The organism is Aminobacter sp. AP02 (genome assembly GCF_003148805.1).
Classification (GTDB): Bacteria; Pseudomonadota; Alphaproteobacteria; order Rhizobiales; family Rhizobiaceae; genus Aminobacter.
Map to the genome: position 1 here is coordinate 299,881 of NZ_QGGX01000005.1, position 20,261 is coordinate 320,141.

Consider the following 20,261-nt stretch of genomic DNA (forward strand, 5'->3'; position numbering starts at 1 on the left):
GCTTGCGCAATCGCGCAGGCGGGCATAGCTTTTGGCCATGTCGCACGATCATGACCATCATCACGACAACGAACTGGACCCAATGGCCGCGCGGGTGCGCGCGCTGGAGACGATCCTCACCAAAAAGGGGCTCATCGATCCGGCGGCAATCGACGTCATCGTCGATACCTACGAGACCAAGGTCGGTCCGCGCAATGGCGCTGCCGTGGTGGCGAAAGCGTGGAGCGATCGAGATTATGCCGATTGGCTGAAACGCGATGCCACGGCGGCGATCGCCTCGCTCGGCTTCACCGGCCGCCAGGGCGAGCACATGCAGGCGGTGTTCAACACCGACGATACCCACAATCTCGTCGTGTGCACTCTGTGCTCTTGTTATCCGTGGTCGGTGCTTGGCTTGCCGCCGGTATGGTACAAGGCGCCGCCTTATCGCAGCAGGGCCGTGATCGACCCGCGCGGTGTGATTGAAGAGTTTGGCGTTACGCTCCCGGCGGACAAGAAAATCCGCGTGTGGGATTCCACCGCCGAATTGCGTTACCTCGTCGTGCCGCAGCGTCCCGAAGGCACTGACGGCTTGAGCGAGGCGCAACTCGCCGATCTGGTGACGCGCGATTCCATGATCGGAACCGGACTTGCCAAGGGTGCCGCATGAACGGCCCGCACGATCTTGGCGGTCAAATGGGTTTCGGGCCGATCGCGCCTGAAAAGGACGAGCCCTATTTCCACGCCGAATGGGAAAAGCGCGCGCTGGGCGTGACGTTGACGGCAGGTGCCATGGGCGCCTGGAACATCGACGAAAGCCGGCACAAGCGCGAGAGCCTGCGTCCGGCCGACTATTACAGCTCAAGCTACTATGAAATCTGGATCAAGGCGCTGGAAGGACTGCTCGAGCGCCACGGCTTCGTTACCGCGCGCGATCTCGCTTCCGGGGATGCCATCGATCCGGCGGCGACACCCAAGCGGGTGCTGAAGGCCGAGAATGTGCCTGCGGTCCTGGCCAAGGGCGGCCCCTGCGACCGGCCGGTTGACGCCCCGGCACGGTTCGCCTCCGGCCAGCACGTGCGGACGAAGAATTTTCATCGCACCGGGCATACGCGCCTGCCACGTTATGCGCGCGGCAAGCAAGGCGTAGTTGACGCGGTTCGCGAAGGCTTTGTCTTTCCCGACGACAACGCGCATGGAAAAGTCGAGAATCCGCAATGGGTCTATACGGTGGTGTTTACGGCCGACGAATTGTGGGGCGAGGGCGCGGATCCGACGCTCGAAGTTAGCATCGACGCCTGGGAGAGTTATCTTGAGCCGGTATGAGGGGCGGCTTCCGGTTGGGGCCGATGGCCTCGATGCACCGGTGTTCGCCGAGCCGTGGCAGGCTGAAGCCTTCGCCATAGTGGTGGCGCTGCACGAGCGTGGCTTGTTCACGTGGGCGGAATGGGCCGAGCGGTTGTCGTCGGAAGTGAAACGCCCGGAAGCTGCCACCGACGGCAGCGACTACTACGAGCGTTGGCTTGCAGCCCTTGAGCGATTGATGGCGGACAAGGGCCTTGCCGGGCACGACGAGGTCGATGCAATGGCCGCCGCCTGGGAGCGGGCCGCGCACGCCACGCCACATGGCAAGCCGATTGCGCTGGAGAATGATCCGGAGAGGAATTAGCGCCTATTTGGTCTCGGCGCTGATGCCCGTGGCCTTCGGGGGTCGAAATTGACGACAAAGCCGCGTCTGTTCGGCGCTGATTACAGCGTTTATGTCCGCGCCGTCCGGCTGGTACTTGCGGAAAAGGGCGTAGCCTACGACCTAACGCCGGTCGACGTCTTCGCCAGCGAAGGTGTGCCGGCGGCTCATCTGGCAAGGCAACCGTTCGGCCGTATTCCTGCCTTCGAGCACAATGGTTTCAGCCTCTACGAGACGGGCGCAATTACAAGGTATGTCGACGAGGTCTTCGACGGCCCCAGGCTCCAGTCTTCCGATCCTCTGAAACGTGCGCGCGCCAACCAGATCATCAGCATTGCGGACAACTACGTCTATCCCATTCTGGTTTGGGGCATCTATGTCGAGCGGGTCTCAAAGCCTTCAAAGGACGGCGTGGCCAACGAAGCTGCTATTTCTGCGGCGCTTCCGAGAGCAGTTGTATGCCTCAAGGCGCTCTCCGAACTCATGGGGCGTGGCACTTGGCTTGCCGGCGCTGAACTGTCGCTGGCGGATCTTCATGCCGCGCCGATGTTTCACTATTTCCTTTTGACGCAGGAGGGACGTGACATGATGCAGCGTCACGTCAATCTTGCATCGTGGTGGGTGCGCATGGCCGCGAGGCCAAGCATGCTGGGGACGATGCCAAGCTAGCGCCCGGACGCCGTAATCTAGAGTTGCAGTGCCATCCTGTGCACGACATGCGTTTTCCGGCCGAGTTTGAAGTCAGGAATGCTTTTCACCAAACGAAAGCCCTCGCGCTCCCAAAAAGCGCGGGCGCGTAGGTTTTCATCCAATACTGCAATCAGAAGCCGGCTGGCGTCGTGTGTCTGCGCGAGGCCTTTCAAATGACGAAGGAAAACATGCCCGAGACCCATGCCGCGGCAGCCTTTGTCAATCAGCAGCAGCCCGATATAGGCGTCATCGATTTCGGGGTATCCAAAGGCGAGGTCGGCAATCGCAACGAGCTGGTTAGCCAAGAACAGCCCAAGCTTTTGTGATTTTGCGATGTCGGCGCCGGGTGGGCAGTCCGCGAAGAATCCCGCAACCGTGGTGTTGTTGGGCCTCGACCCCGTTTCCATCGCCACAAAATCGGCGGCACGATCGTACAGGTCGCGGACTGCATGGGCGTCATTCCCCTGAACCAATTGGCGAACCTGTGGAACTTCAAAGTCAGACGGCACAAGAAATTCCTTTTTCAGTCTCATGGCGCGCCGACGCTTGGCGGAGCCGGCGGACTCACGATCCCCTTGCCCTTCTTACGCGAATCCTGTCAGTCAAACCCATGGAATTCTCACCTCAGCAGGACGATGCGCTGCAGGCCGTGGCGCGCTGGCTCAAATCCGGAAGGCCCCAGCTCTTCCGCCTGTTCGGCTATGCCGGCACCGGCAAGACGACATTGGCGCGTTATTTCGCCGAGCACGTCGACGGGCAGGTGCAGTTCGCCGCCTTCACCGGCAAGGCAGCGCAGGTGCTGCGCTCGAAGGGGGCCACGAACGCGCGTACCATCCATTCGCTGATCTACCGGCCAAAGGGCGAGGAGGCCATTGCCGACGAGACGACGGGCAAGACGTCGATGTCGCCGACGTTTTCGCTCAACCGCCAAAGCCCTATCGCCAAGGCAAAGCTTGTGGTCATCGACGAATGCTCAATGGTCGACGAGCAGCTTGGGCGCGATCTTTTGACCTTTGGAACACCGGTACTGGTGTTGGGCGATCCGGCCCAGTTGCCGCCGATCTCGGGTGGCGGGTTCTTCACCGAGCATGAGCCGGACTTTCTGTTGACCGAAATCCACCGCCAGGCGCGTGACAATCCGATCCTGCGGCTGGCGCTCGACGTACGCGAGGGCCGCGAGTTCATGCGTGGCGACTATGGCACCGCCCAGGTGATCGGCAAGGAGGACGTCAACCAGGACCTGGTGCTCGACGCCGACCAGGTGCTTGTCGGCACCAACCGGACGCGCAGGCGGTACAATCAGCGTTTGCGCGAACTCAAGGGGTTTGCCGCAGGCTATCCGCAGGCCGGCGACAAGCTGGTGTGCCTGCGCAACGATCCTGCCAAGGGCTTGCTCAATGGTTCGTTGTGGAAGGTGATGACCTCGTCGCGCGAGACCGTGAAGCCGGGCATCAACCTTCTGGTCGCGCCGGAAGAGGACGATCCTGACCGTGGCGTCGCCAAGATCAAGCTGTTGAAGCAGGTGTTCGAAAGCCCGGACGAAGAAATCCCCTGGGGCACCAAGAAGCGTTATGACGACTTCGACTATGGCTACGCGCTGACCGTGCACAAGGCGCAGGGCTCGCAGTGGAACAATGTCGTGTTGTTTGACGAAAGCTACGCCTTCAAGGAAACGCGCCAGCGCTGGCTCTACACGGCAATTACCCGTGCGGCCGAGCGTCTGACCATCGTGCGCTAGGATTTCCGCAGGCCGGCACTTTCGGATCTGGGACCAGAATCGGCCGCGTCAGGCAACGACCTCGAAAAGCACTGCGGTCGCATCGTCCGAAACCTTGAACCGCGGGAATTTCTTGCCGTCTGGGTCTTCGACCTGCTCGATCTGACGCAATTGCTGCAACAGTGGGGCGAGCCCGGTTTCCGCCGCAGCGCGAACGAATTCACCGACGCCATAGCGGCCGTACTGGTCGACAAGGGCGGCAAAACCGTCGGAACACAGCAGGCCTCGCGCAGGCAGGGCTACTGCGAGCTGCTCGGTGACGAGATGATCGGCTGCTTCAGGTTCAGTCCCCAGCGTCCAGACTGAACCGCCGGGGCGATTGTAGGCGGCGCGGCGACGGCGCAACTCTTCGCGCACGACAGGGGCGTCGGCGAGCGCCTGATGCGCAGCGAAGCCGCCCGAAAGGGCGATCGCCGTGCGGGCGCCATCGCGCTCGTGGGCATGGGCACTTTTGATGGCGCTGGTTTCGAGCTCGACACCTTCGGCGTCGACGAGGAAAAGGCGGCAGTCGCCCAGGCCATGCGTGACCAATGCTTCGCCTTCCACGCGAACCATCTGGAAACTGGCGACCGGCATGTTCCAAGGCTCGATCGGCAAGGCGTGGGCCGCCTCATGAACGACATTGAAGGCGCGCTGGTTGAGTTCGCGCACGATATCGGCCACCGGGCGGCCGTTGCGCACCAGCTCTTCGAAGGTGCTCTGTGCAAAACGGGCGAGCCAGGCGGCATCAGAACCGTGCAGGCCAACGATGCTGTTGCCGCCGAGGCCGGTGGCGCCATCGATGACGAATGCACAGCTGGCGTTGCCGCCGGCACTATCCTCGTTCGGACGCGAGGGCGAGCCGGGGGCGGTGATCGAATCGATGATGCGAATATTGGGCATGATGATCGCTGTCTGGCGCGCGCCGGTGACCGGAGTGTGACCGCAGGCTATTCGACCGGTTTGGCGCCAAGCCATTCCCATGCCTTGGTCTCGTCGGCATCGGAGAAGTGTCTTGTTTCGATCGAAGTCAGCGGCGCGAACAACCCGATCATCGGTCCCATCCAGACCGGCCCGCCGACGAGCGCGTAGCGGCGAATGCGCTGCAGCGCTTTCATCTTTCCCTTGAAGGTTGTTGGGTCGAACAGGGCTGACCAGTCAAAGCCGTCGTAGCCGCTGGCCCGCAGCAAAATGTCGATCTTGTCGTGTCCTTCATAGGCCGCGTCGAGCAGTCCGTAGGCATTTTCGATGTCGGCCTGGGTGAAGTGGCCAGCGATCTCGAAGGCAAAAACATCGCCTTTGTCGGTGTCGATGCGTCGAAACGGCGGTGGGGCATCCATGGATTTCATCCTGAGTCCTCGACGATCTGGGGGCTGCGCATCCGCATCCACCCTGGAACACATAAAAGCGCTCTCTGTTCCCGCCCAAGCCGTGATAGGTGCGTTGTTCTCATTGTTACTGTGAGTTGCCTATGCCCGCCAAGCTTTCCGTGAACGTCAATGCCATCGCCATGCTGCGCAACCGGCGCGATCTGCCCTGGCCAAGCGTGACTGGCCTCGGCCGCATCGCCCTTGCAGCCGGCGCGCACGGGCTGACGGTGCACCCGCGCCCAGACCAGCGCCACATACGCTTCTCCGACCTTCCGGAGATCAGAGCGCTGATCGACGATGAATTTCCAAAGGCCGAGTTCAACATCGAGGGCTATCCGAGTGAGGATTTCCTGCAACTCGTCGAAAAACATCAGCCCGAACAGGTGACGCTGGTGCCGGACGATCCGTCGCAGGCGACGTCCGACCACGGCTGGGATTTCACCAGCCAAGCAAGCCTGCTCAAGCCGGTGGTCGCGCGGCTGAAGAAGGGTGGCTTCCGTGTTTCGCTGTTTGCCGATGCCGATCCTGCCGCGGTGAGTGCCGCGCGCGATACCGGTGCTGACCGAATCGAGCTTTTCACCGGCCCCTACGGAGCGTGCTTCGACGATTCATCAAAGGCTGCCAAAGAGCTGGAAATGCTGGCAAAAACTGCGGAGGCCGCGCTCGCCGCAGGTTTGGCTGTCAATGCCGGACACGACCTTGTTGTCGATAATCTGCCGCCGCTGATGCGTCGCATCCCGAAGTTGGCCGAAGTTTCGATCGGCCATGGCCTCACGGCCGATGCGCTCGAATATGGCATGACCGGGACAATTAAGCGCTATCTCAAGGCGTGCGGATGGTAATATCCTCGCAAGCCATGCATGGCGCGAACATTAGCTGCCGCAAAAGAGCTGTTGCTTTTGCGACACGGCAAGCGTAGAGCCCCGCCGCTTCACGGAGAGTCGTTCATGACCGGTGCCGGCGCTGACAAGGCGGGAACAAGCGGGCAGGCGGTCCAGGCGGACGGCCACTCGCACGACATCAGACTGCTTGTGATCGGCGCGCTGGGCGTCGTCTTCGGCGACATCGGCACGAGCCCGATCTACGCGTTTCGCGAAGCGCTGGTGGCGTCGGCGGGCGGGCAGGTCGCCTCGCGCGAGGATATCCTCGGCGTGCTGTCGCTCATCATTTGGGCACTGACGATCATCGTCACCATCAAATATGTCATGTTCGTGCTGAGAGCCCACAACCGCGGCGAGGGCGGAACGCTGTCGCTGATGGCGCTGGCGCGACGCACACTGCCCAAACGCTCGGGCATCATCCTCGCACTCGGCATGATCGGCGCTTCGCTGTTTTATGGCGATGCGGTCATCACCCCGGCGATCTCGGTGCTGTCTGCGGTCGAGGGCATGAACGTCGTCACGCCGGCTTTCCAGCCCTATGTCGTGCCACTCACGCTGGTTATCCTGGCGATCCTGTTTTCGGTGCAGCGCTTTGGGACTGGCAGCGTGGCGATCGTGTTCGGCCCTATCACGCTGGTTTGGTTCATAGCCATTGGCTATTCCGGTGTCGTCCATATCGTCGAGGACCCGGAAATCCTCTGGGCAGTGAACCCGATCTACATCGTGCAGTTCCTGGCCCACCAACCGGAGGTGTCATTCGTAACTATCGGCGCAATCTTCCTGGCAGTGACGGGTGCCGAGGCGCTTTACGCCGATCTCGGACATTTCGGACGCCGGCCAATCGTCCTGGCTTGGCTCTGCATCGTCTTTCCGTGCCTCTTGCTCAATTATGTCGGCCAAGGCGCATTCGTACTCAGCCATGGCGGCAATGTCGGCCATCCGTTCTTCGAGATGAATGAAGGCTGGATGCTGGTGCCGATGGTCGTTTTGGCGACCGCTGCTACCGTCATCGCCAGCCAGGCGGTGATCACCGGCGCCTATTCGCTGACGCGCCAGGCGGTGCAGCTCAATATGCTGCCGCGCCTGGTAATCCAGCATACGTCGGAAACCACGCTGGGCCAGATCTACATGCCGCGCGTCAACATGCTGTTGGCGCTAGTGGTGATGCTCCTGGTCGTCGGTTTCGGCGAATCGAGCAAGCTGGCTTCCGCCTATGGAATCTCGGTGACCGGCAACATGCTGGTGACGACGCTGCTGCTTTCAGTGGTGATGTTGCGCGTCTGGCGCTGGCGGGTCGCTGCCGTCGTCGTTGCGATAACCGTTTTTGGCCTCATCGATCTCGGCTTCTTTGCCTCCAACATCGTCAAGGTGTTCGAGGGCGGCTGGGCGTCGCTTGCAGTAGCCTTCACCATCGTCACCGTCATGTGGACCTGGGTGCGCGGCAGCCGCTATCTGTTCGACAAGACGCGCAAGAACGAGATTCCACTCAATTTCCTCGCCGAGAGCCTGATCAAGAAGAAGCCGCATATGGTGCCCGGCACTGCGGTATTTCTGACCAGCGATCCCGACAGCGCGCCGACCGCGCTGATGCACAGCCTCAAGCACTACAAGGTGCTGCATGAGCAGAACGTCATCTTGTCGGTGGTGACGGCACAGCAACCGGTGGTGCCCGACAGCGAACGCGTGAAGATGGAGCAGGTCAACGAGCTGTTTATGCGTGTGAAGCTGAAGTTCGGCTACATGGAGCAGCCCAACATCCCCAAGGCGCTGGCCATCTGCCGCAAGCAAGGCTGGAAGTTCGACATCATGACGACGTCGTTCTTCCTGTCGCGGCGCTCGCTGAAGGCGTCGCCCAACTCGGGCATGCCGGTGTGGCAGGACAGGCTGTTCATCGGCCTGGCGCGTACGGCTGCGGACGCGACCGAGTACTTCCAGATCCCGACCGGTCGCGTGGTGGAGGTCGGAACCCAGGTTTCGATCTGAGGCTGCGGCCAGGAAGCGAAGCATTTCCGACCTGGATCGATCGGGCGGAACATGCGGCCGGCAAGGATCCTGCCTGAGCCGGCAACTGCGTAGGCTTCGCACCAGAAATTTTCGCCGATGTCTTGCGAAGCGTCGGTGATTACGGCATAAGCCGAACCGTAACGTACGGTACGGCCCTTTGAGGTGCTCGACGTTACGTGACAGGTCGGGAACAATGTTGCAGACAACCAACGAGATGATGGAAGGCGAGGGACCGACGGCACGTCAGAAGGATGTGCTCGACGCGGTGCTGCGCCTCCTTGTCGAGGAAGGCGACAGGCTGACGATGACGGCGGTTGCGCGCCGTGCAAGCTGTTCCAAGGAAACGCTGTACAAATGGTTTGGCGACCGCGACGGCTTGCTGACCGCAACCGTGCAATGGCAGGCGTCGAAGGTTCGCGTGCCGCCGGTCGACCGCCAAGGACTGGACCTCGCCTCCCTGGCTGCAAGCCTTGAACGCTTTGCCTCCGACTGGCTGAGGGTGATCTCAAGCGACACTTCGATCGCGCTCAACCGCGTCGCGGTCGTGCATGCCGGCTCGGACAAGCGCGATCTCGGCGCTATTGTGCTCGAACGTGGCCGTTTTGCGCTCGGCCGACGCCTCAAACCGGTGCTCGAAGCCGGCAGTGAGGCAGGACTTCTTGAATTCGACGACGCCGAAACGGCGTTCCGAACCTTTTTCGGGCTGGTTGCCCGGGACGTGCAGATACGTCTGCTGCTCGGCGACCGGCTGGAATTGACTGATGCGGAGATCGACGGCGACGCCGCGCGCGCAACGCAGCAGTTTCTTGCTCTTCATGGAGCAAAAACCGGGCCAGCGGCCCCCTGAATTACAACCGGGAAGGAACCCACCAATGCGTGTCTATTACGATCGTGATGCCGATCTCAATCTGATCAAGGGCAAGAAGGTCGCCATCATCGGCTATGGCAGCCAGGGCCGCGCGCACGCGCTGAACCTCAAGGATTCCGGCGCCAAGGAACTCGTCATCGGCCTGAAGTCCGGCTCGGCGACCGCCAAGAAGGTGGAGGCCGACGGACTCAAGGTCATGACCGTGGCGGAAGCCGCCAAGTGGGCCGACCTGATGATGATGGCGACTCCTGACGAACTGCAGGCCGACATCTATCGCGACGAAATCGCTCCGAACATCCGTGACGGCGCCGCCATCGCCTTCGCACACGGCCTCAACGTGCATTTCGGCCTGATCGAGCCGAAGAAGACCGTTGACGTCGTCATGATCGCGCCGAAGGGCCCGGGCCACACCGTGCGCGGCGAATACCAGAAGGGCGGCGGCGTGCCGTGCCTGGTCGCTGTTCACCAGGATGCTTCGGGCAACGCGCTTGATCTCGCGCTCTCCTACGCCTGCGGCGTCGGCGGCGGCCGTTCGGGCATCATCGAGACCAACTTCAAGGAAGAGTGCGAAACCGACCTGTTCGGCGAGCAGGCGGTGCTTTGCGGCGGTCTGGTCGAGCTCATCCGTGCCGGCTTCGAGACGCTGGTCGAGGGTGGCTATGCGCCCGAGATGGCCTATTTCGAGTGCCTGCACGAAGTGAAGCTGATCGTCGACCTGATCTATGAAGGCGGCATCGCCAACATGAACTACTCGATCTCGAACACTGCCGAGTGGGGCGAATACGTGACCGGCCCGCGCATCATCACCGCCGAGACCAAGGCCGAGATGAAGCGCGTGTTGAAGGACATCCAGACCGGCAAGTTCACCTCCGACTGGATGCAGGAATATCGTTCGGGTGCTGCCCGCTTCAAGGGTATTCGCCGGATGAACGACAGCCACCAGATCGAGGAAGTCGGCGCCAAGCTGCGCGGCATGATGCCGTGGATCGCCAAGAACCAGCTGGTCGACAAGGCCAAGAACTAAGAAGCCATTCCGCACTGACGGCGTCGTGGCCGGCGCGGCTATTGGTTTCGGAAATACAGAACCGGCGGAGCAATCCGCCGGTTTTTCATTTCAAGGATTTGCTCAGCCGTAGTGCCAGGCGGGTTTGGGCTCGGTGCCTTCGAATTGCACGCCGACGCGGTCGCTACGGCGCCAGCGCACGACCGAGCGATAGCCGATCCCGTCGACCGGCACGTAGAGCAGGAAGCGCTCCGGGATGCGCGCGTCGGCGCCGACGCGCAGTTCCGCGCCGCCCTGGTGCATGTTGCGGATCGTGCAGGTAATTTCCGAATTGCTGACGCCGGTGATGATCGACGCACCCTTGAGCACCCGGTTGCGATGCTCGCGCTGTTTGTTGGTCGCGGTGTCGTCGGTCATCAAGCTAGCTCAGAATCATGCGGGCGAGTCGGTCCGGCGCCGTCATGGGCCCGACTTCTAAACATCCGGTTTGCGGCTACTACACAGAAAACGCCGCAGCCTCAGCCGTATGGTGACCAGCACTGCTGGCGCGGTCCATTGTAGGGCTGGAAGGTGTTGGTGTAGACCGAATACGAACGGTAGCGGTTGTAGCACCAGCGGATGTGGGCCCTGGAGAGCGCGACCGGGGCGACGTAGCGCGGCCTGACATAGCTTGGCTGCACGTAGATTGGGTCATAGTTGTACGGGCCATAGGCGTAGAGTGGGGCAGCTAAACCCAGTCCCAGGCCCAAGGCGAAGGCGTCGCCGCCCCAGCCACCCCAGCCGCCGTACCAACCGCCACGCCAGCCACCGCCGTGCCAGCCGTGACCGTTCCAGCCGCCGCCATGCCAACCACCACCGCCATGCCAACCACCGCCATCGCGAACAAGTTGCACCATTCGGTCAAGATTGCCGTCCGCCCGGAGTACAGCGTTCTGGGGTTGAGGCGCATCCGAAGGCCTGGCCGGATAGGGCATCGAAATGGGACCAGCCAATGTTGGCAAGGTTGTGCAGGCCAGCGTGCCGAGGACCAGCAGTCCTGAGCGCGCCACCGCTGAGAAGATGTACATCATGGCGACCTCCACGGAAAAACGGCGTCCGTGCAGGTCCGGAGCGGCTGCACTACGGCGCACACATTAACGCGCCGCTAGTGCAGACGTTCCAGCAGGTAACGCCGTCTCACGGGTGATGTCGCGCTAAGTGCCGATCAGCGATAGGGGGACCAACACTGCTGGCGCGGACCATTGTAGGGCTGGAACGTGTTGTCCCAGGCACGGTAAGAACGGTACCGGCTGTAGCACCAGCGCGCATGCGGTGACGAGACGCCGGAGCGATAGACGCGGCGGGGCTCATAATAGCGCGGCTGGTAGTAGCGGGGTTCGTAGTAGCGGTAGGCCGGGACACCAAAATTGAAGTAGATGCCGGTGCCGCCGAAATAGTTGGGGCGGTAGGGCCTGTAGTTCCCACGCCAGTTGTTGTCGTAGCGGCGATAGTCGCGCCCGCGCCAGCCGTCGCCGCCCCAGCCGTCGTTGCGATACGGCCTGCAGCCGTAGCCGCCGCAATATTGTACTTTCGTCAAATCCGCATTTGCTTGAGGAACAGGCGTTGCCGGTCGCGCCAAGCTGGCCGGCCCGGCGGACGCCGCCAAGGGCAAGCCCACCACCAGGCCAAGGGCGACAAGGCCTGAGCGTGCAAGTGATGAGAGTTCGCGTTTCATTGTCGTCTCCTGATATCCGAATCCCAGAGGCCCCAGCCCATAGTTTCGATGGAGGTGAGGCAACTTCCGCCTTTCAGCCTGAACGTGTCATGAACGGCGCCGGTTCCGGGGCAGGGCTTGTATTTGGCCCGACATGAAGGCAATGCTCGCGGCCATGTCGCTGCGCCTTGCTACCTTCAATGTCGAGAACCTTATGAACAGGTTCGATTATTCCGGCTACCGCAATCAGCTCAACGAGGACCGAACGCTGGCCTTGTTCGAGATCAACAGCGAGGCCGAATATCGCTTGCTCGAGCAGGCTCGCGCGATCGCGCATGCCGACGACAACCGCCAGCTGACTGCCCTTGCGATCGCTGAAACCAGGGCCGATATCATCTGCCTGCAGGAGGTCGACAATATCGAGGCACTGAAAGCCTTCGAGTATGGCTATCTGTTCAAGATGGTAGGCCAAGGCTACCAGCACAAATACACAACCTCCGGCAATGACTCGCGCGGCATCGATGTTGCGGTGATGATGCGCACCGAGACCGCGCAAGGCGAGCCGATAGAGTTCGTGCGCATGACCAGCCACGCGCATGTCACCTTCGAGGAATTCGGGCTGCACACGCCCGAGCTTGCCGAACTTGGGCAGGAGCCGTTCGAGCGCATCTTCCGGCGCGACTGCCTGGAGATCGACGTCAAGATCGGCGGCAGGCCGCTGACCATGTATTCGGTGCATTTCAAGTCAATGGGATCGCCGCGCAACGGCATGAACGGGCGCGAAGCGACGATGCCGATCCGCGTAGCCGAAGCCAAGGCCGTGCGACGGATCATCGAGAACCGTTTCGGCAAGGACCATGCGGCCGAAAAACGCTGGGTGATCTGCGGCGATATGAACGATTACCGTCAGCGGCTGGTGATCGGGGGCGATGCCTATCAAGGCTACAATTTCACCGTCGCCGACGACAGCGATTCCAGCATCGGCGTGCTGGTTGGCGACGGCTTTGCTGAAAACATCGTCGAGCGGCGACCGGAAATGGACCGCTGGACGCTCTATCACACGCGTGGGCCGCAGGAGCGGCACCTGTGCCAGCTCGACTATATCCTGCTGTCTCCGGCATTGGCGCGCACGAATGCGCAGGTAATGCCCGATATCATCCGTCGCGGCCAGCCCTGGCGCACGATCTTTCCACCCGGGCAGGAGGTGGAGCGCTATCCGCGCGCCGGCTGGGACCGGCCAAAGGCCTCCGACCACTGCCCGGTAGCCGTCACCATTGCCATCACCTGAGAAAGACCTCGTCTTGGCCTTCGACATTCCGCGCAATCAGATCCTGCCCGTCGACGTCATCGACGTACGCCTCGATCCCCAGCCACATCCGTTCGAGCGCGACAATGCCGCTGCCATCGCAGCCAATTGGACCGCCGAGAACGAGCTGAGGCCATCGCTGTTCGACGGCACAGTGGTGCTGCTGTCGGAGCTTTCCTACCGCGACAACCGACTAACCGGGCGCTGTCATGCCATTCGGTTCTCGACCTTCATGCTGTGGCGGAAGTTGAAGCCAGTCACCAGCGCCGAGCACGCCTTCGCGCATGCCATGCTGATTGCGAGCGACAATGCGCTGGTGGCGATCCGGATGGGCGCGCATACGGCCAATGCGGGAAAGGTCTACTTCGCCGCGGGCTCATTTGAGCCGGAGGATTTTGCCAACGGGCAGGTCGACCTCGACTACAACATGGCGCGCGAGGTGCGCGAGGAAACCGGCCTCGATCTCGGCCAGGCCAGCCGCGAGGAACGTTGCTACGCGCTTTCAGTTGAAAGCGGGACGGTGATCGTGCGCTGCTACCATATGGCCGAGACAGCCGATGAGCTGGCGAGGCGGATCGCAGAATTTGTTGCTACCGAAACCGAACCGGAGATCGAAGGGCCTGTCATCATCCGGGGCATGCACGATCTGCCGGAGGGGTTGATGCCACATATGCGCTCGCTGGCGGAGTGGCATTTTTCGAAGAACTGAAGTCGGCTGACAAGCCTGCGCGAAAGTGCTTGCTGCCAAGGTGCCACGGCGTCACAATCTGATGCGCTGCAAGACTTCGGGGGATGCGATGGCCAGCCTGACTGCTCGAACAAGTCTCTTTCTTGGCGCCATCGCGTTGGCGGTTTCTGTCCCAAAGTGGTGCTGCCGACGCATTCGATACCAGCAACGCCGGTGCCAAGGTCGTCGTGACGCCGCTTGCCTCGACCACGGTGACGGCCAGTGGCCAGCCGATCATGTTGCCGCAAAAGAACGTGCAGGTGCTGGTCTCGTCCTTCGAGATTCCGCCCGGAGCCACGTTGCCGGTGCATATGCACCCGTCGGCCCGCTACGCCTACGTGCTTGAGGGCCAATTGCAGGTGACCAATGTCGATACCGGCAAGAGCACCAGCTACAATAAGGGCGACTTCATCGTCGAGATGATCGGCACGTGGCATCAGGGCGCAAATGTTGGGGCCGATCCGGTCAAGCTTCTGGTGATCGACCAGGTCGAGGAAGGCACTGCCAACACGGTGCTGAAGCAATAGCAGACGTTCCTATTCGTGCCTGAGCGCTTCGATGGGATCAAGGCGGGCGCCGCGCAGAGCCGGGAAGAAGCCGAAAACCATGCCGATCAGCGCTGAAAAGCCGACGGCGAGCAGCACAACAGCGAGGCTTGGCGCGAAGGGGATGGAAAGCGCGAGCGATGCAGCTCCTGCCAGCGCCAGGCCAATGGCGATGCCGATCAGTCCGCCAAGCAGCGACAGCACCGTCGCCTCGACCAGGAACTGGACGAGGATATGTTTTTCATGCGCGCCGATGGCGAGTCTGATGCCGATCTCGCGCGTGCGCTCGGTGACCGACACCAGCATGATGTTCATGATGCCGATGCCGCCGACAAGCAGGCTGACGCCAGCGACGGCGCCCAGCATGCCGGTCATGGTGGCGGTGGCGCTAGCCATGGCGTCGGCGACCTGGGTCATGTCGCGGACCGAAAAATCATCCTCGCGGTCGGCCGTGACTCGGCGCGTGTCGCGCATGATGTCTTCGATGCGCGTTTGTACCACCTGGGTGGGCGTGGTGTCGTCGGCGGCGACGTAGATCGTTTCAATGTCGCGATTGCCGGCGATGCGGCGTTGGAAGGCGGATAGCGGCATCAGCACGACGTTGTCCTGGTCCTGGCCGAAACCGGAATAGCCCTTGGGTTCGAGCAGGCCGATGACCTTGCAGCTCATGCGGCCGACGCGGATGGCCGCACCGTCGGGGTCGCCGGCTCCAAAGAACTGCTGGCGCACGGTTTCGCCGATCAGGCAGACATTGATGCCGCCGCGCACTTCGGATTCGCTGAAGGGGCGGCCGGAAGCGACCTTCCAATCGCGAGCGTCGAGATAGGCATTGTCGGTGCCGGTGATGGAGGAGGTCAGGCTCTCTGTGCCGAAGACGACGCGAACTTGCTTCTGCGATGCCGGGGAGACCGCACGGACGCCTTCGAGATGAGCGGTCAGTGCCGCCACTTCCTTTTCACCAAGTGCCCGGATTGTCTGCTGCGGGCCTGAGCCCGGGGCGGGTGGGCGGCCGGCGCGAACGATCAGCAGGTTGCTGCCGAGCTGAGAGATATCCGCCTTTACCTTCGCCGTCGTGCCGCTGCCGATGGTCAGCATGGCAATGACGGCGGCAACGCCGATGACGATGCCGAGCAAGGTCAGGAACGAGCGCAGTGCGTTGCGGCGGACCGAGCGAAGGGCGAGGCGGACAGTTTCCCAGATCATCGCCTATGCCGCCTCGATCTTTTGCGTGTCGGAGGCGACATGGCCGTCGCGGAAGGCGATGGTGCGCCCTGCATAGACAGCGATGTCTGCCTCGTGGGTGACCATGACGATGGTGAGCCCGTATTCCCCGTTGAGGCGGGTGAGCAGTTGCATGATCTCGTGGCTGCGGGCAGTGTCGAGATTGCCGGTGGGTTCGTCGGCGACGAGAAGCGTGGGGCGAGTGACGATGGCGCGGGCAATCGCTACGCGCTGCTGCTGGCCGCCGGAAAGCTCGGCCGGCGTGTGGTGCTCGCGGCCTTCAAGGCCGACTTCGGCAAGCGCTTTCATGGCCAGCGCGCGCCTCTCATGTGCCGACACGCCGCGATAGATCAGCGGCAGTTCGACATTTTCAGCCGCGGTGGTGCGCGGCAACAGATTGTAGCCCTGGAAGACGAAACCGATATAGAGGTTGCGAAGCGCAGCACGGCGATTGCGGTCGAGGCGGCCAGCGTCGGTGCCCATGAAGCCATAGCGGCCTGATGTGGGCGTATCGAGGCAGCCGACGATGTTCATCGCGGTCGACTTGCCCGAACCGGATGGGCCCATGATGGCGACGAACTCGCCCTGGCCGATCTCGAGGTCGATGCCGGCGAGCGCGCGCACCTCGGCTTCACCTTGGCCGTAGGTTTTCCAGACCTTGTCGAAGACGATGAGCGGAGCCCGGCCCATGCCAGTTCTCAATTGGCCTTGGCGGAGGACGAGGCGGTAATGACCGCATCGCCGGCGCTCAGCCCTGACGTGATTTCGGTGCGGTCGCCATCCGTCGAACCGGTCTTGACCCGCACAGCAACCGGCGCGCCGTTTCTGAGCACATAGAGCGTGCGTGAGCCGTCGGCGGGCGTCGAGGTCGGGCGACTGCGGTCGGTTGGACCACGATTGGGCCGACCGAGGAACAGGTTCTGCAGGGAGAAGCCGGAGTTGCGGGCGGTAGGCGTCGGCCGGTAACGGAAGGCGGTCGCCGGCACTGTGAGCACGCCCTTGGCGTCACGCGTAACGATCGAGACCGTGGCGGTCATGCCTGGCCGCAGTAGAAGCTCGTCGTTTTCGACATCGAGCCAGGCGTTGTAGGTGACCACGCCGTCGGTGGTGACCGATGCATAGGCGATATCGCGGATGGTGGCGTCGAAGCTGCGGTTTGGAAAGGCATCGACGGTGAAGCGTGCGTTCTGCTCCTTTGCCACCGAGCCGATGTCGGCCTCGTCGACGGCAGCCTTGAGTTCCATCTGGGACAGATCGGCGGCGAGCACGAACAGAACGGGCGCCTGCATGGACGACGCCACGGTCTGGCCGGGATTGACCGAGCGCGTCAGCACCACGCCGTCGATGGGCGCGTAGATGGTGCTCTTGGCGAGGTCGGCCTGCTGCAGCTTGAGATCAGCCTCGGCGATGGCGAGATTGGCTTCCGCCATGTCGAGCGCGCTCTGGGCACGGTCGCGCTCGGCGGTGGCAGCCTCGAGCGCCTGGGTGGTGGCCATGCCGCGCCGCGTCAGTTCCTGGGCGCGGGTGAGCGTCCGGGCAGTCTCGGACAGCGTGGTGCGCGTGTCCTCGACCTTGGCGGCAGCTGCCTTGGCCGAGGCTTGGGCTCGTTCGATCTGGGCCGAAAGCCTGGTCGTGTCGAGGGCGGCGAGCACATCGCCCTTCTTGACGTGCTGGTTTTCGACGACGGCGACCGACCGGACCACGCCCGACAGCTCGCTCGATATATCGACCTGGGTGAGGGGCTGCAGATTGCCCGTGGCCGAAACCTGGACGATGAGATCGCCGATCTCGGCAGGGTGAGTGGTGTAGGTGATCTTTTCGGATGGTGCCGCCAACCACGAATAGGCCGCGTAGGCGCAGGCGGCCGCCACCAGCGCCAGAAGCAGCCAGAGCCAATTCTTGCGACGACGCGTGGCGCGGCCCTTGCCGTCCAGACCAAGCGCTGCCTCGATGGAGGGGGCGCCCGCCTGCTCGGCGCGATTTACAAGCTGGTCCAACCCAGATCCCTTCGATGGTCCCAGAAATGAGGTTTAGAGCCTGCTCTATTCCATTTGATCGCGCATGGTCCCGTTGGAAAATCGGTCCCACATTTCGGGATCATGCATTAGAATCACAGATCGGCTGTATGGACCCGGAATTCAAATTAAATTTCGCTCATGTTGCCGGATAGCGAAGGAGCAAACATGACGATCGGGCGCAAGTATTTTATTTATGACGTCTTTACCGAAGACAGGCTCGCCGGCAATCCACTTGCCGTGGTGGTCGATTCCAAGCGGCTGAGCCTGGCCGAAATGCAGTCCATCGCCAGGGAATTCAACCTGTCGGAGACATCCTTCGTGCTGCCGCCCGAGAACGCGAAGCACAAGGCGCGCGTACGCATCTTCACGCCCGACTATGAGATGCCCTTTGCCGGGCATCCAACTGTTGGTACCGCGGTCGCGTTGACGGAAATGGGGCAGGGCGCCGATCTGGCCGGCATCTTCGTGCTGGAAGAGAACATTGGCCTGGTGCGCTGCGCGGTAAACAAGATCGGCAATCACCTGTTTGCCGAGTTCGACCTGCCAAAGCTGCCCGAACCGATGCCGCTTGCGGCAAGTGCCGATGCTGTTGCGGCCGCAGTCGGGCTTGCGCCTCATGAGATCGGTTTTGAAAATCACCGCGTGTCGCTGTGGTCGGCGGGCGTTCCCTACATCGCCGTGCCCGTGGCCGACATGCAGGCCGCGAGCCGGATCCGCTTCGACAACGAGGCCTGGTTTGCGTTTTCGCCGCGCAAGAACGATTCCGCGGTCGCCAGCGCCTATGTCTATTGCCGCGAGACCGTGGGCCACGACAACGCCTTCCACGCCCGCATGATGGTTCCCGGAAGCCGGTCTTATGAAGATCCGGCCACCGGTTCGGCGGCGGCCGCGTTCGCCGGCGTCATCATGCATTTCGACAAACCGACCGATGGCGTGTCGCGATTCTGGATCGAACAGGGAATCGAAATGGGCCGGCCGTCACGAATCAGGCTCGAATTGGACGTCTCGGGTGGCAATTTGGTCGCTGGACGCATCGGCGGGCACGCGGTGAAGGTTGCGGAGGGCATAATTTACGCCTGATTTGCAGGAATTTTTGCCGACGTGAAGAAAAAGCGCCGGAGGGGGTGGACAGGGAAAATTGGTATGGCTATATGCCGCCACGGTCGCTGAAACGACCGCGTGGGTGCGTAGCTCAGTTGGTAGAGCAGCTGACTCTTAATCAGCGGGTCACAGGTTCGATCCCTGTCGCACCCACCAATAACTCCCTGAAATTGTTAGATTTTCGCTGATTGGCCGAGATGTAGGATTGGAAACAGTTTCCAATCCTGGTGCGCGGTTGCCAACTCGCGTTCTGTTCTTGTTCTAGCGCGCACCGGTGTAGCGCTCAATTTTAGTTGGCATGTTCGCCCAACTTCGGTTGGCTTCGATTCAAGCGATGCAGCCGCATTAGTCAGTGTAACGACCTGGACAAGTCCGGGCGTAGCGCTCCTCGACGAGCCTCGTCCAACATCGACATCCCCCACGCTGATCACAGCCAAGGTGCGGCCGTAGTGGCCCTGGCCACGCCGCTCTATCGCGTAAGGCACCTGCGCCCAGCAGTTCGCATAGGCGCCTGGTGGAGGTCGTGCTCATTCTCCCTTGGGTACCCCAAGCAGGTACCCACCGTCCCAGTGCCAGATCTGCGCTTGGTCCAGGCGGCGCCGATGTCGGCGCTGCCGACGAAGGCCCGGTGGCTGGGAGCGTTGTCGCCAGTGGTGCGGGTTTCGGGGACGATGCGGACGCTGCGGGCCTGAACGCTGAGAGTTACGATCTCGCCGGTGAACTCGTTGTTGGCGGACTTCTTGAAGGTGCCGATGGTAGCCATGGTAGTTCACCTTGATCCAATCGTTCGAGCCTGCACCATTGCGGTCTCGATGGTGGTCGATAGGCTGGAGGCGATCAACGGCGCACCCATGGGGCCGAAGCGTAAGCGGAGGATGGCGCTGGCGCGACTTTGTTGCGCGCGAGGAATGGCGCGAAGCAGCAGGGGGAAGAAAGTCGCGACTAGCCATTGCGCCGAAGGCGATCAGGCGAAGCCGGCCCCAGGCAAAACACCCATCGATGAGACCGCCTTGGTGCGCTTTAGTGGGATGGATCAAGGGGCTATCCCAGGCCCAAGTCGCGCCATCCTGTTTACTCGCCGCCATGGGTGCGATCCGTGCGCATCGTTCGACCCCTGCGCTTATGGCCGTTTTGAAAGCTTGGTGAAATGAGTTCGCGCCTTGTGCCAGCACCGCTTGAGTCTTTGGAACTGTGGTTGCCGCTGCTATCCCGCTGGGAATAACCGAGATGCCCGGTGAGGCTGCGGGTCCTCAAGTACTCCACTGATGGGCGGGAATTCTGTGCGGGCTCTTTAGGAGCAAATATATGACGATGAATGATGGTAACGTTTTGCTCAAAACGTTCTGCCCACCATGCCGCTGAACCACGCAATCGGCCTGCAACGGGCAAATTGGCTTCCTGTGTGTGCTTCA

General features: G+C 62.0%; 22 protein-coding genes, 1 tRNA gene and 1 pseudogene. 14 read left to right on the forward strand and 10 right to left on the reverse strand.

Going from position 1 to position 20,261, the window contains the following annotated elements:
- The first annotated feature begins 37 nt into the window (after positions 1-37).
- The 4 genes from nthA to C8K44_RS08780 are packed head-to-tail and all read left to right on the forward strand — an operon-like array spanning position 38 to position 2,335.
- On the forward strand, positions 38-649 hold the full coding sequence (gene nthA, locus C8K44_RS08765; RefSeq protein WP_109575377.1) for a nitrile hydratase subunit alpha: 612 nt from the start codon (positions 38-40) through the stop codon (positions 647-649).
- Positions 646-1,305 (forward strand): nitrile hydratase subunit beta, encoded by a 660-nt coding sequence (gene nthB, locus C8K44_RS08770; RefSeq protein WP_109575378.1) that lies wholly within the window; start codon positions 646-648, stop codon positions 1,303-1,305. The genes nthA and nthB overlap by 4 nt, the downstream gene beginning before the upstream one ends.
- Positions 1,292-1,648, forward strand: coding sequence for a nitrile hydratase accessory protein (locus tag C8K44_RS08775; RefSeq protein ID WP_109575379.1), 357 nt, complete (start codon positions 1,292-1,294; stop codon positions 1,646-1,648). Before nthB ends, C8K44_RS08775 begins: the two co-directional genes overlap by 14 nt.
- A gap of 48 nt (positions 1,649-1,696) precedes the next feature.
- Positions 1,697-2,335: a glutathione S-transferase family protein gene (locus tag C8K44_RS08780; protein WP_109575380.1), complete on the forward strand. Its 639-nt coding sequence runs from the start codon at positions 1,697-1,699 to the stop codon at positions 2,333-2,335.
- Between the two features lie 17 nt (positions 2,336-2,352).
- Here the strand turns inward: C8K44_RS08780 and C8K44_RS08785 are convergent, their stop codons facing one another.
- Positions 2,353-2,889 carry a GNAT family N-acetyltransferase gene (locus C8K44_RS08785; protein ID WP_109575381.1) on the reverse strand — a complete coding sequence of 179 codons (537 nt, stop codon included), beginning with the start codon at positions 2,887-2,889 and terminating at the stop codon, positions 2,353-2,355.
- Between the two features lie 77 nt (positions 2,890-2,966).
- Between C8K44_RS08785 and C8K44_RS08790 the strand changes: the two genes are divergently transcribed.
- Entirely contained in the window at positions 2,967-4,094 is a 1,128-nt protein-coding gene (locus C8K44_RS08790) for an ATP-dependent RecD-like DNA helicase (RefSeq protein ID WP_109575382.1), read from the forward strand.
- A gap of 48 nt (positions 4,095-4,142) precedes the next feature.
- Here the strand turns inward: C8K44_RS08790 and C8K44_RS08795 are convergent, their stop codons facing one another.
- Both C8K44_RS08795 and C8K44_RS08800 read right to left on the reverse strand, forming a co-directional pair.
- On the reverse strand, positions 4,143-5,090 hold the full coding sequence (locus tag C8K44_RS08795) for a hypothetical protein (protein ID WP_245417421.1): 948 nt from the start codon (positions 5,088-5,090) through the stop codon (positions 4,143-4,145).
- Entirely contained in the window at positions 5,063-5,452 is a 390-nt protein-coding gene (locus tag C8K44_RS08800; protein ID WP_109575383.1) for an STAS/SEC14 domain-containing protein, read from the reverse strand. Before C8K44_RS08800 ends, C8K44_RS08795 begins: the two co-directional genes overlap by 28 nt.
- Before the next feature lie 131 nt (positions 5,453-5,583).
- On the opposite strand from C8K44_RS08800, the gene C8K44_RS08805 reads away from it, so the two are divergent.
- The 4 genes from C8K44_RS08805 (at position 5,584) to ilvC (ending at position 10,259) form a co-directional block, all read left to right on the forward strand.
- Entirely contained in the window at positions 5,584-6,324 is a 741-nt protein-coding gene (locus C8K44_RS08805) for a pyridoxine 5'-phosphate synthase (RefSeq protein WP_109575384.1), read from the forward strand.
- A 105-nt stretch (positions 6,325-6,429) separates the two neighbouring features.
- Complete coding sequence (locus C8K44_RS08810; RefSeq protein ID WP_109575385.1) at positions 6,430-8,346, forward strand: potassium transporter Kup; 1,917 nt, start codon at positions 6,430-6,432, stop codon at positions 8,344-8,346.
- 214 nt (positions 8,347-8,560) lie between these two features.
- The gene (locus tag C8K44_RS08815; RefSeq protein ID WP_199227051.1) at positions 8,561-9,214 is read left to right on the forward strand and encodes a TetR/AcrR family transcriptional regulator; all 654 of its coding nucleotides are present in this window, start codon (positions 8,561-8,563) and stop codon (positions 9,212-9,214) included.
- A 25-nt stretch (positions 9,215-9,239) separates the two neighbouring features.
- Positions 9,240-10,259, forward strand: coding sequence for a ketol-acid reductoisomerase (gene ilvC, locus C8K44_RS08820; RefSeq protein WP_109575387.1), 1,020 nt, complete (start codon positions 9,240-9,242; stop codon positions 10,257-10,259).
- A 102-nt stretch (positions 10,260-10,361) separates the two neighbouring features.
- Here ilvC and C8K44_RS08825 read toward each other — a convergent pair whose 3' ends face one another.
- From C8K44_RS08825 to C8K44_RS08835, 3 genes are all read right to left on the reverse strand, one after another.
- Positions 10,362-10,655, reverse strand: coding sequence for a PilZ domain-containing protein (locus C8K44_RS08825; RefSeq protein WP_109575388.1), 294 nt, complete (start codon positions 10,653-10,655; stop codon positions 10,362-10,364).
- A gap of 101 nt (positions 10,656-10,756) precedes the next feature.
- The gene (locus tag C8K44_RS08830; RefSeq protein WP_109575440.1) at positions 10,757-11,308 is read right to left on the reverse strand and encodes a BA14K family protein; all 552 of its coding nucleotides are present in this window, start codon (positions 11,306-11,308) and stop codon (positions 10,757-10,759) included.
- 134 nt (positions 11,309-11,442) lie between these two features.
- Positions 11,443-11,952, reverse strand: a complete 510-nt coding sequence (locus C8K44_RS08835; protein WP_109575389.1) for a BA14K family protein — start codon at positions 11,950-11,952, stop codon at positions 11,443-11,445.
- A 154-nt stretch (positions 11,953-12,106) separates the two neighbouring features.
- Here C8K44_RS08835 and C8K44_RS08840 point away from each other — a divergent pair, with 154 nt between their 5' ends.
- The 3 genes from C8K44_RS08840 to C8K44_RS08850 all read left to right on the forward strand — a co-directional run bounded on the left by C8K44_RS08840 (position 12,107) and on the right by C8K44_RS08850 (position 14,491).
- Complete coding sequence (locus C8K44_RS08840; RefSeq protein WP_109575441.1) at positions 12,107-13,219, forward strand: endonuclease/exonuclease/phosphatase family protein; 1,113 nt, start codon at positions 12,107-12,109, stop codon at positions 13,217-13,219.
- A 13-nt stretch (positions 13,220-13,232) separates the two neighbouring features.
- Complete coding sequence (locus C8K44_RS08845) at positions 13,233-13,946, forward strand: hypothetical protein (RefSeq protein WP_109575390.1); 714 nt, start codon at positions 13,233-13,235, stop codon at positions 13,944-13,946.
- A gap of 146 nt (positions 13,947-14,092) precedes the next feature.
- On the forward strand, positions 14,093-14,491 hold the full coding sequence (locus C8K44_RS08850) for a cupin domain-containing protein (protein WP_245417424.1): 399 nt from the start codon (positions 14,093-14,095) through the stop codon (positions 14,489-14,491).
- Positions 14,492-14,500: 9 nt separating this feature from the next.
- Here C8K44_RS08850 and C8K44_RS08855 read toward each other — a convergent pair whose 3' ends face one another.
- Genes C8K44_RS08855 through C8K44_RS08865 form a run of 3 tightly spaced genes read right to left on the reverse strand, consistent with a single transcriptional unit; the run spans position 14,501 to position 17,727 of the window.
- A complete protein-coding gene (locus tag C8K44_RS08855) occupies positions 14,501-15,712 on the reverse strand; it encodes an ABC transporter permease (protein WP_109575392.1) in 1,212 nt (403 codons plus the stop codon).
- Between the two features lie 3 nt (positions 15,713-15,715).
- The gene (locus C8K44_RS08860; protein WP_109575393.1) at positions 15,716-16,420 is read right to left on the reverse strand and encodes an ABC transporter ATP-binding protein; all 705 of its coding nucleotides are present in this window, start codon (positions 16,418-16,420) and stop codon (positions 15,716-15,718) included.
- Between the two features lie 8 nt (positions 16,421-16,428).
- Positions 16,429-17,727: an efflux RND transporter periplasmic adaptor subunit gene (locus C8K44_RS08865; RefSeq protein WP_109575394.1), complete on the reverse strand. Its 1,299-nt coding sequence runs from the start codon at positions 17,725-17,727 to the stop codon at positions 16,429-16,431.
- A 186-nt stretch (positions 17,728-17,913) separates the two neighbouring features.
- Between C8K44_RS08865 and C8K44_RS08870 the strand changes: the two genes are divergently transcribed.
- Together C8K44_RS08870 and C8K44_RS08875 are read left to right on the forward strand one after the other, a co-directional pair.
- On the forward strand, positions 17,914-18,828 hold the full coding sequence (locus C8K44_RS08870) for a PhzF family phenazine biosynthesis protein (RefSeq protein WP_109575442.1): 915 nt from the start codon (positions 17,914-17,916) through the stop codon (positions 18,826-18,828).
- Positions 18,829-18,929: 101 nt separating this feature from the next.
- Positions 18,930-19,005 (forward strand) — tRNA-Lys (locus tag C8K44_RS08875).
- Positions 19,006-19,429: 424 nt separating this feature from the next.
- Here the strand turns inward: C8K44_RS08875 and C8K44_RS27900 are convergent.
- A pseudogene (locus C8K44_RS27900) lies at positions 19,430-19,612 on the reverse strand (DUF736 family protein); the annotation flags it as partial.
- Positions 19,613-20,261 lie beyond the last annotated feature (649 nt).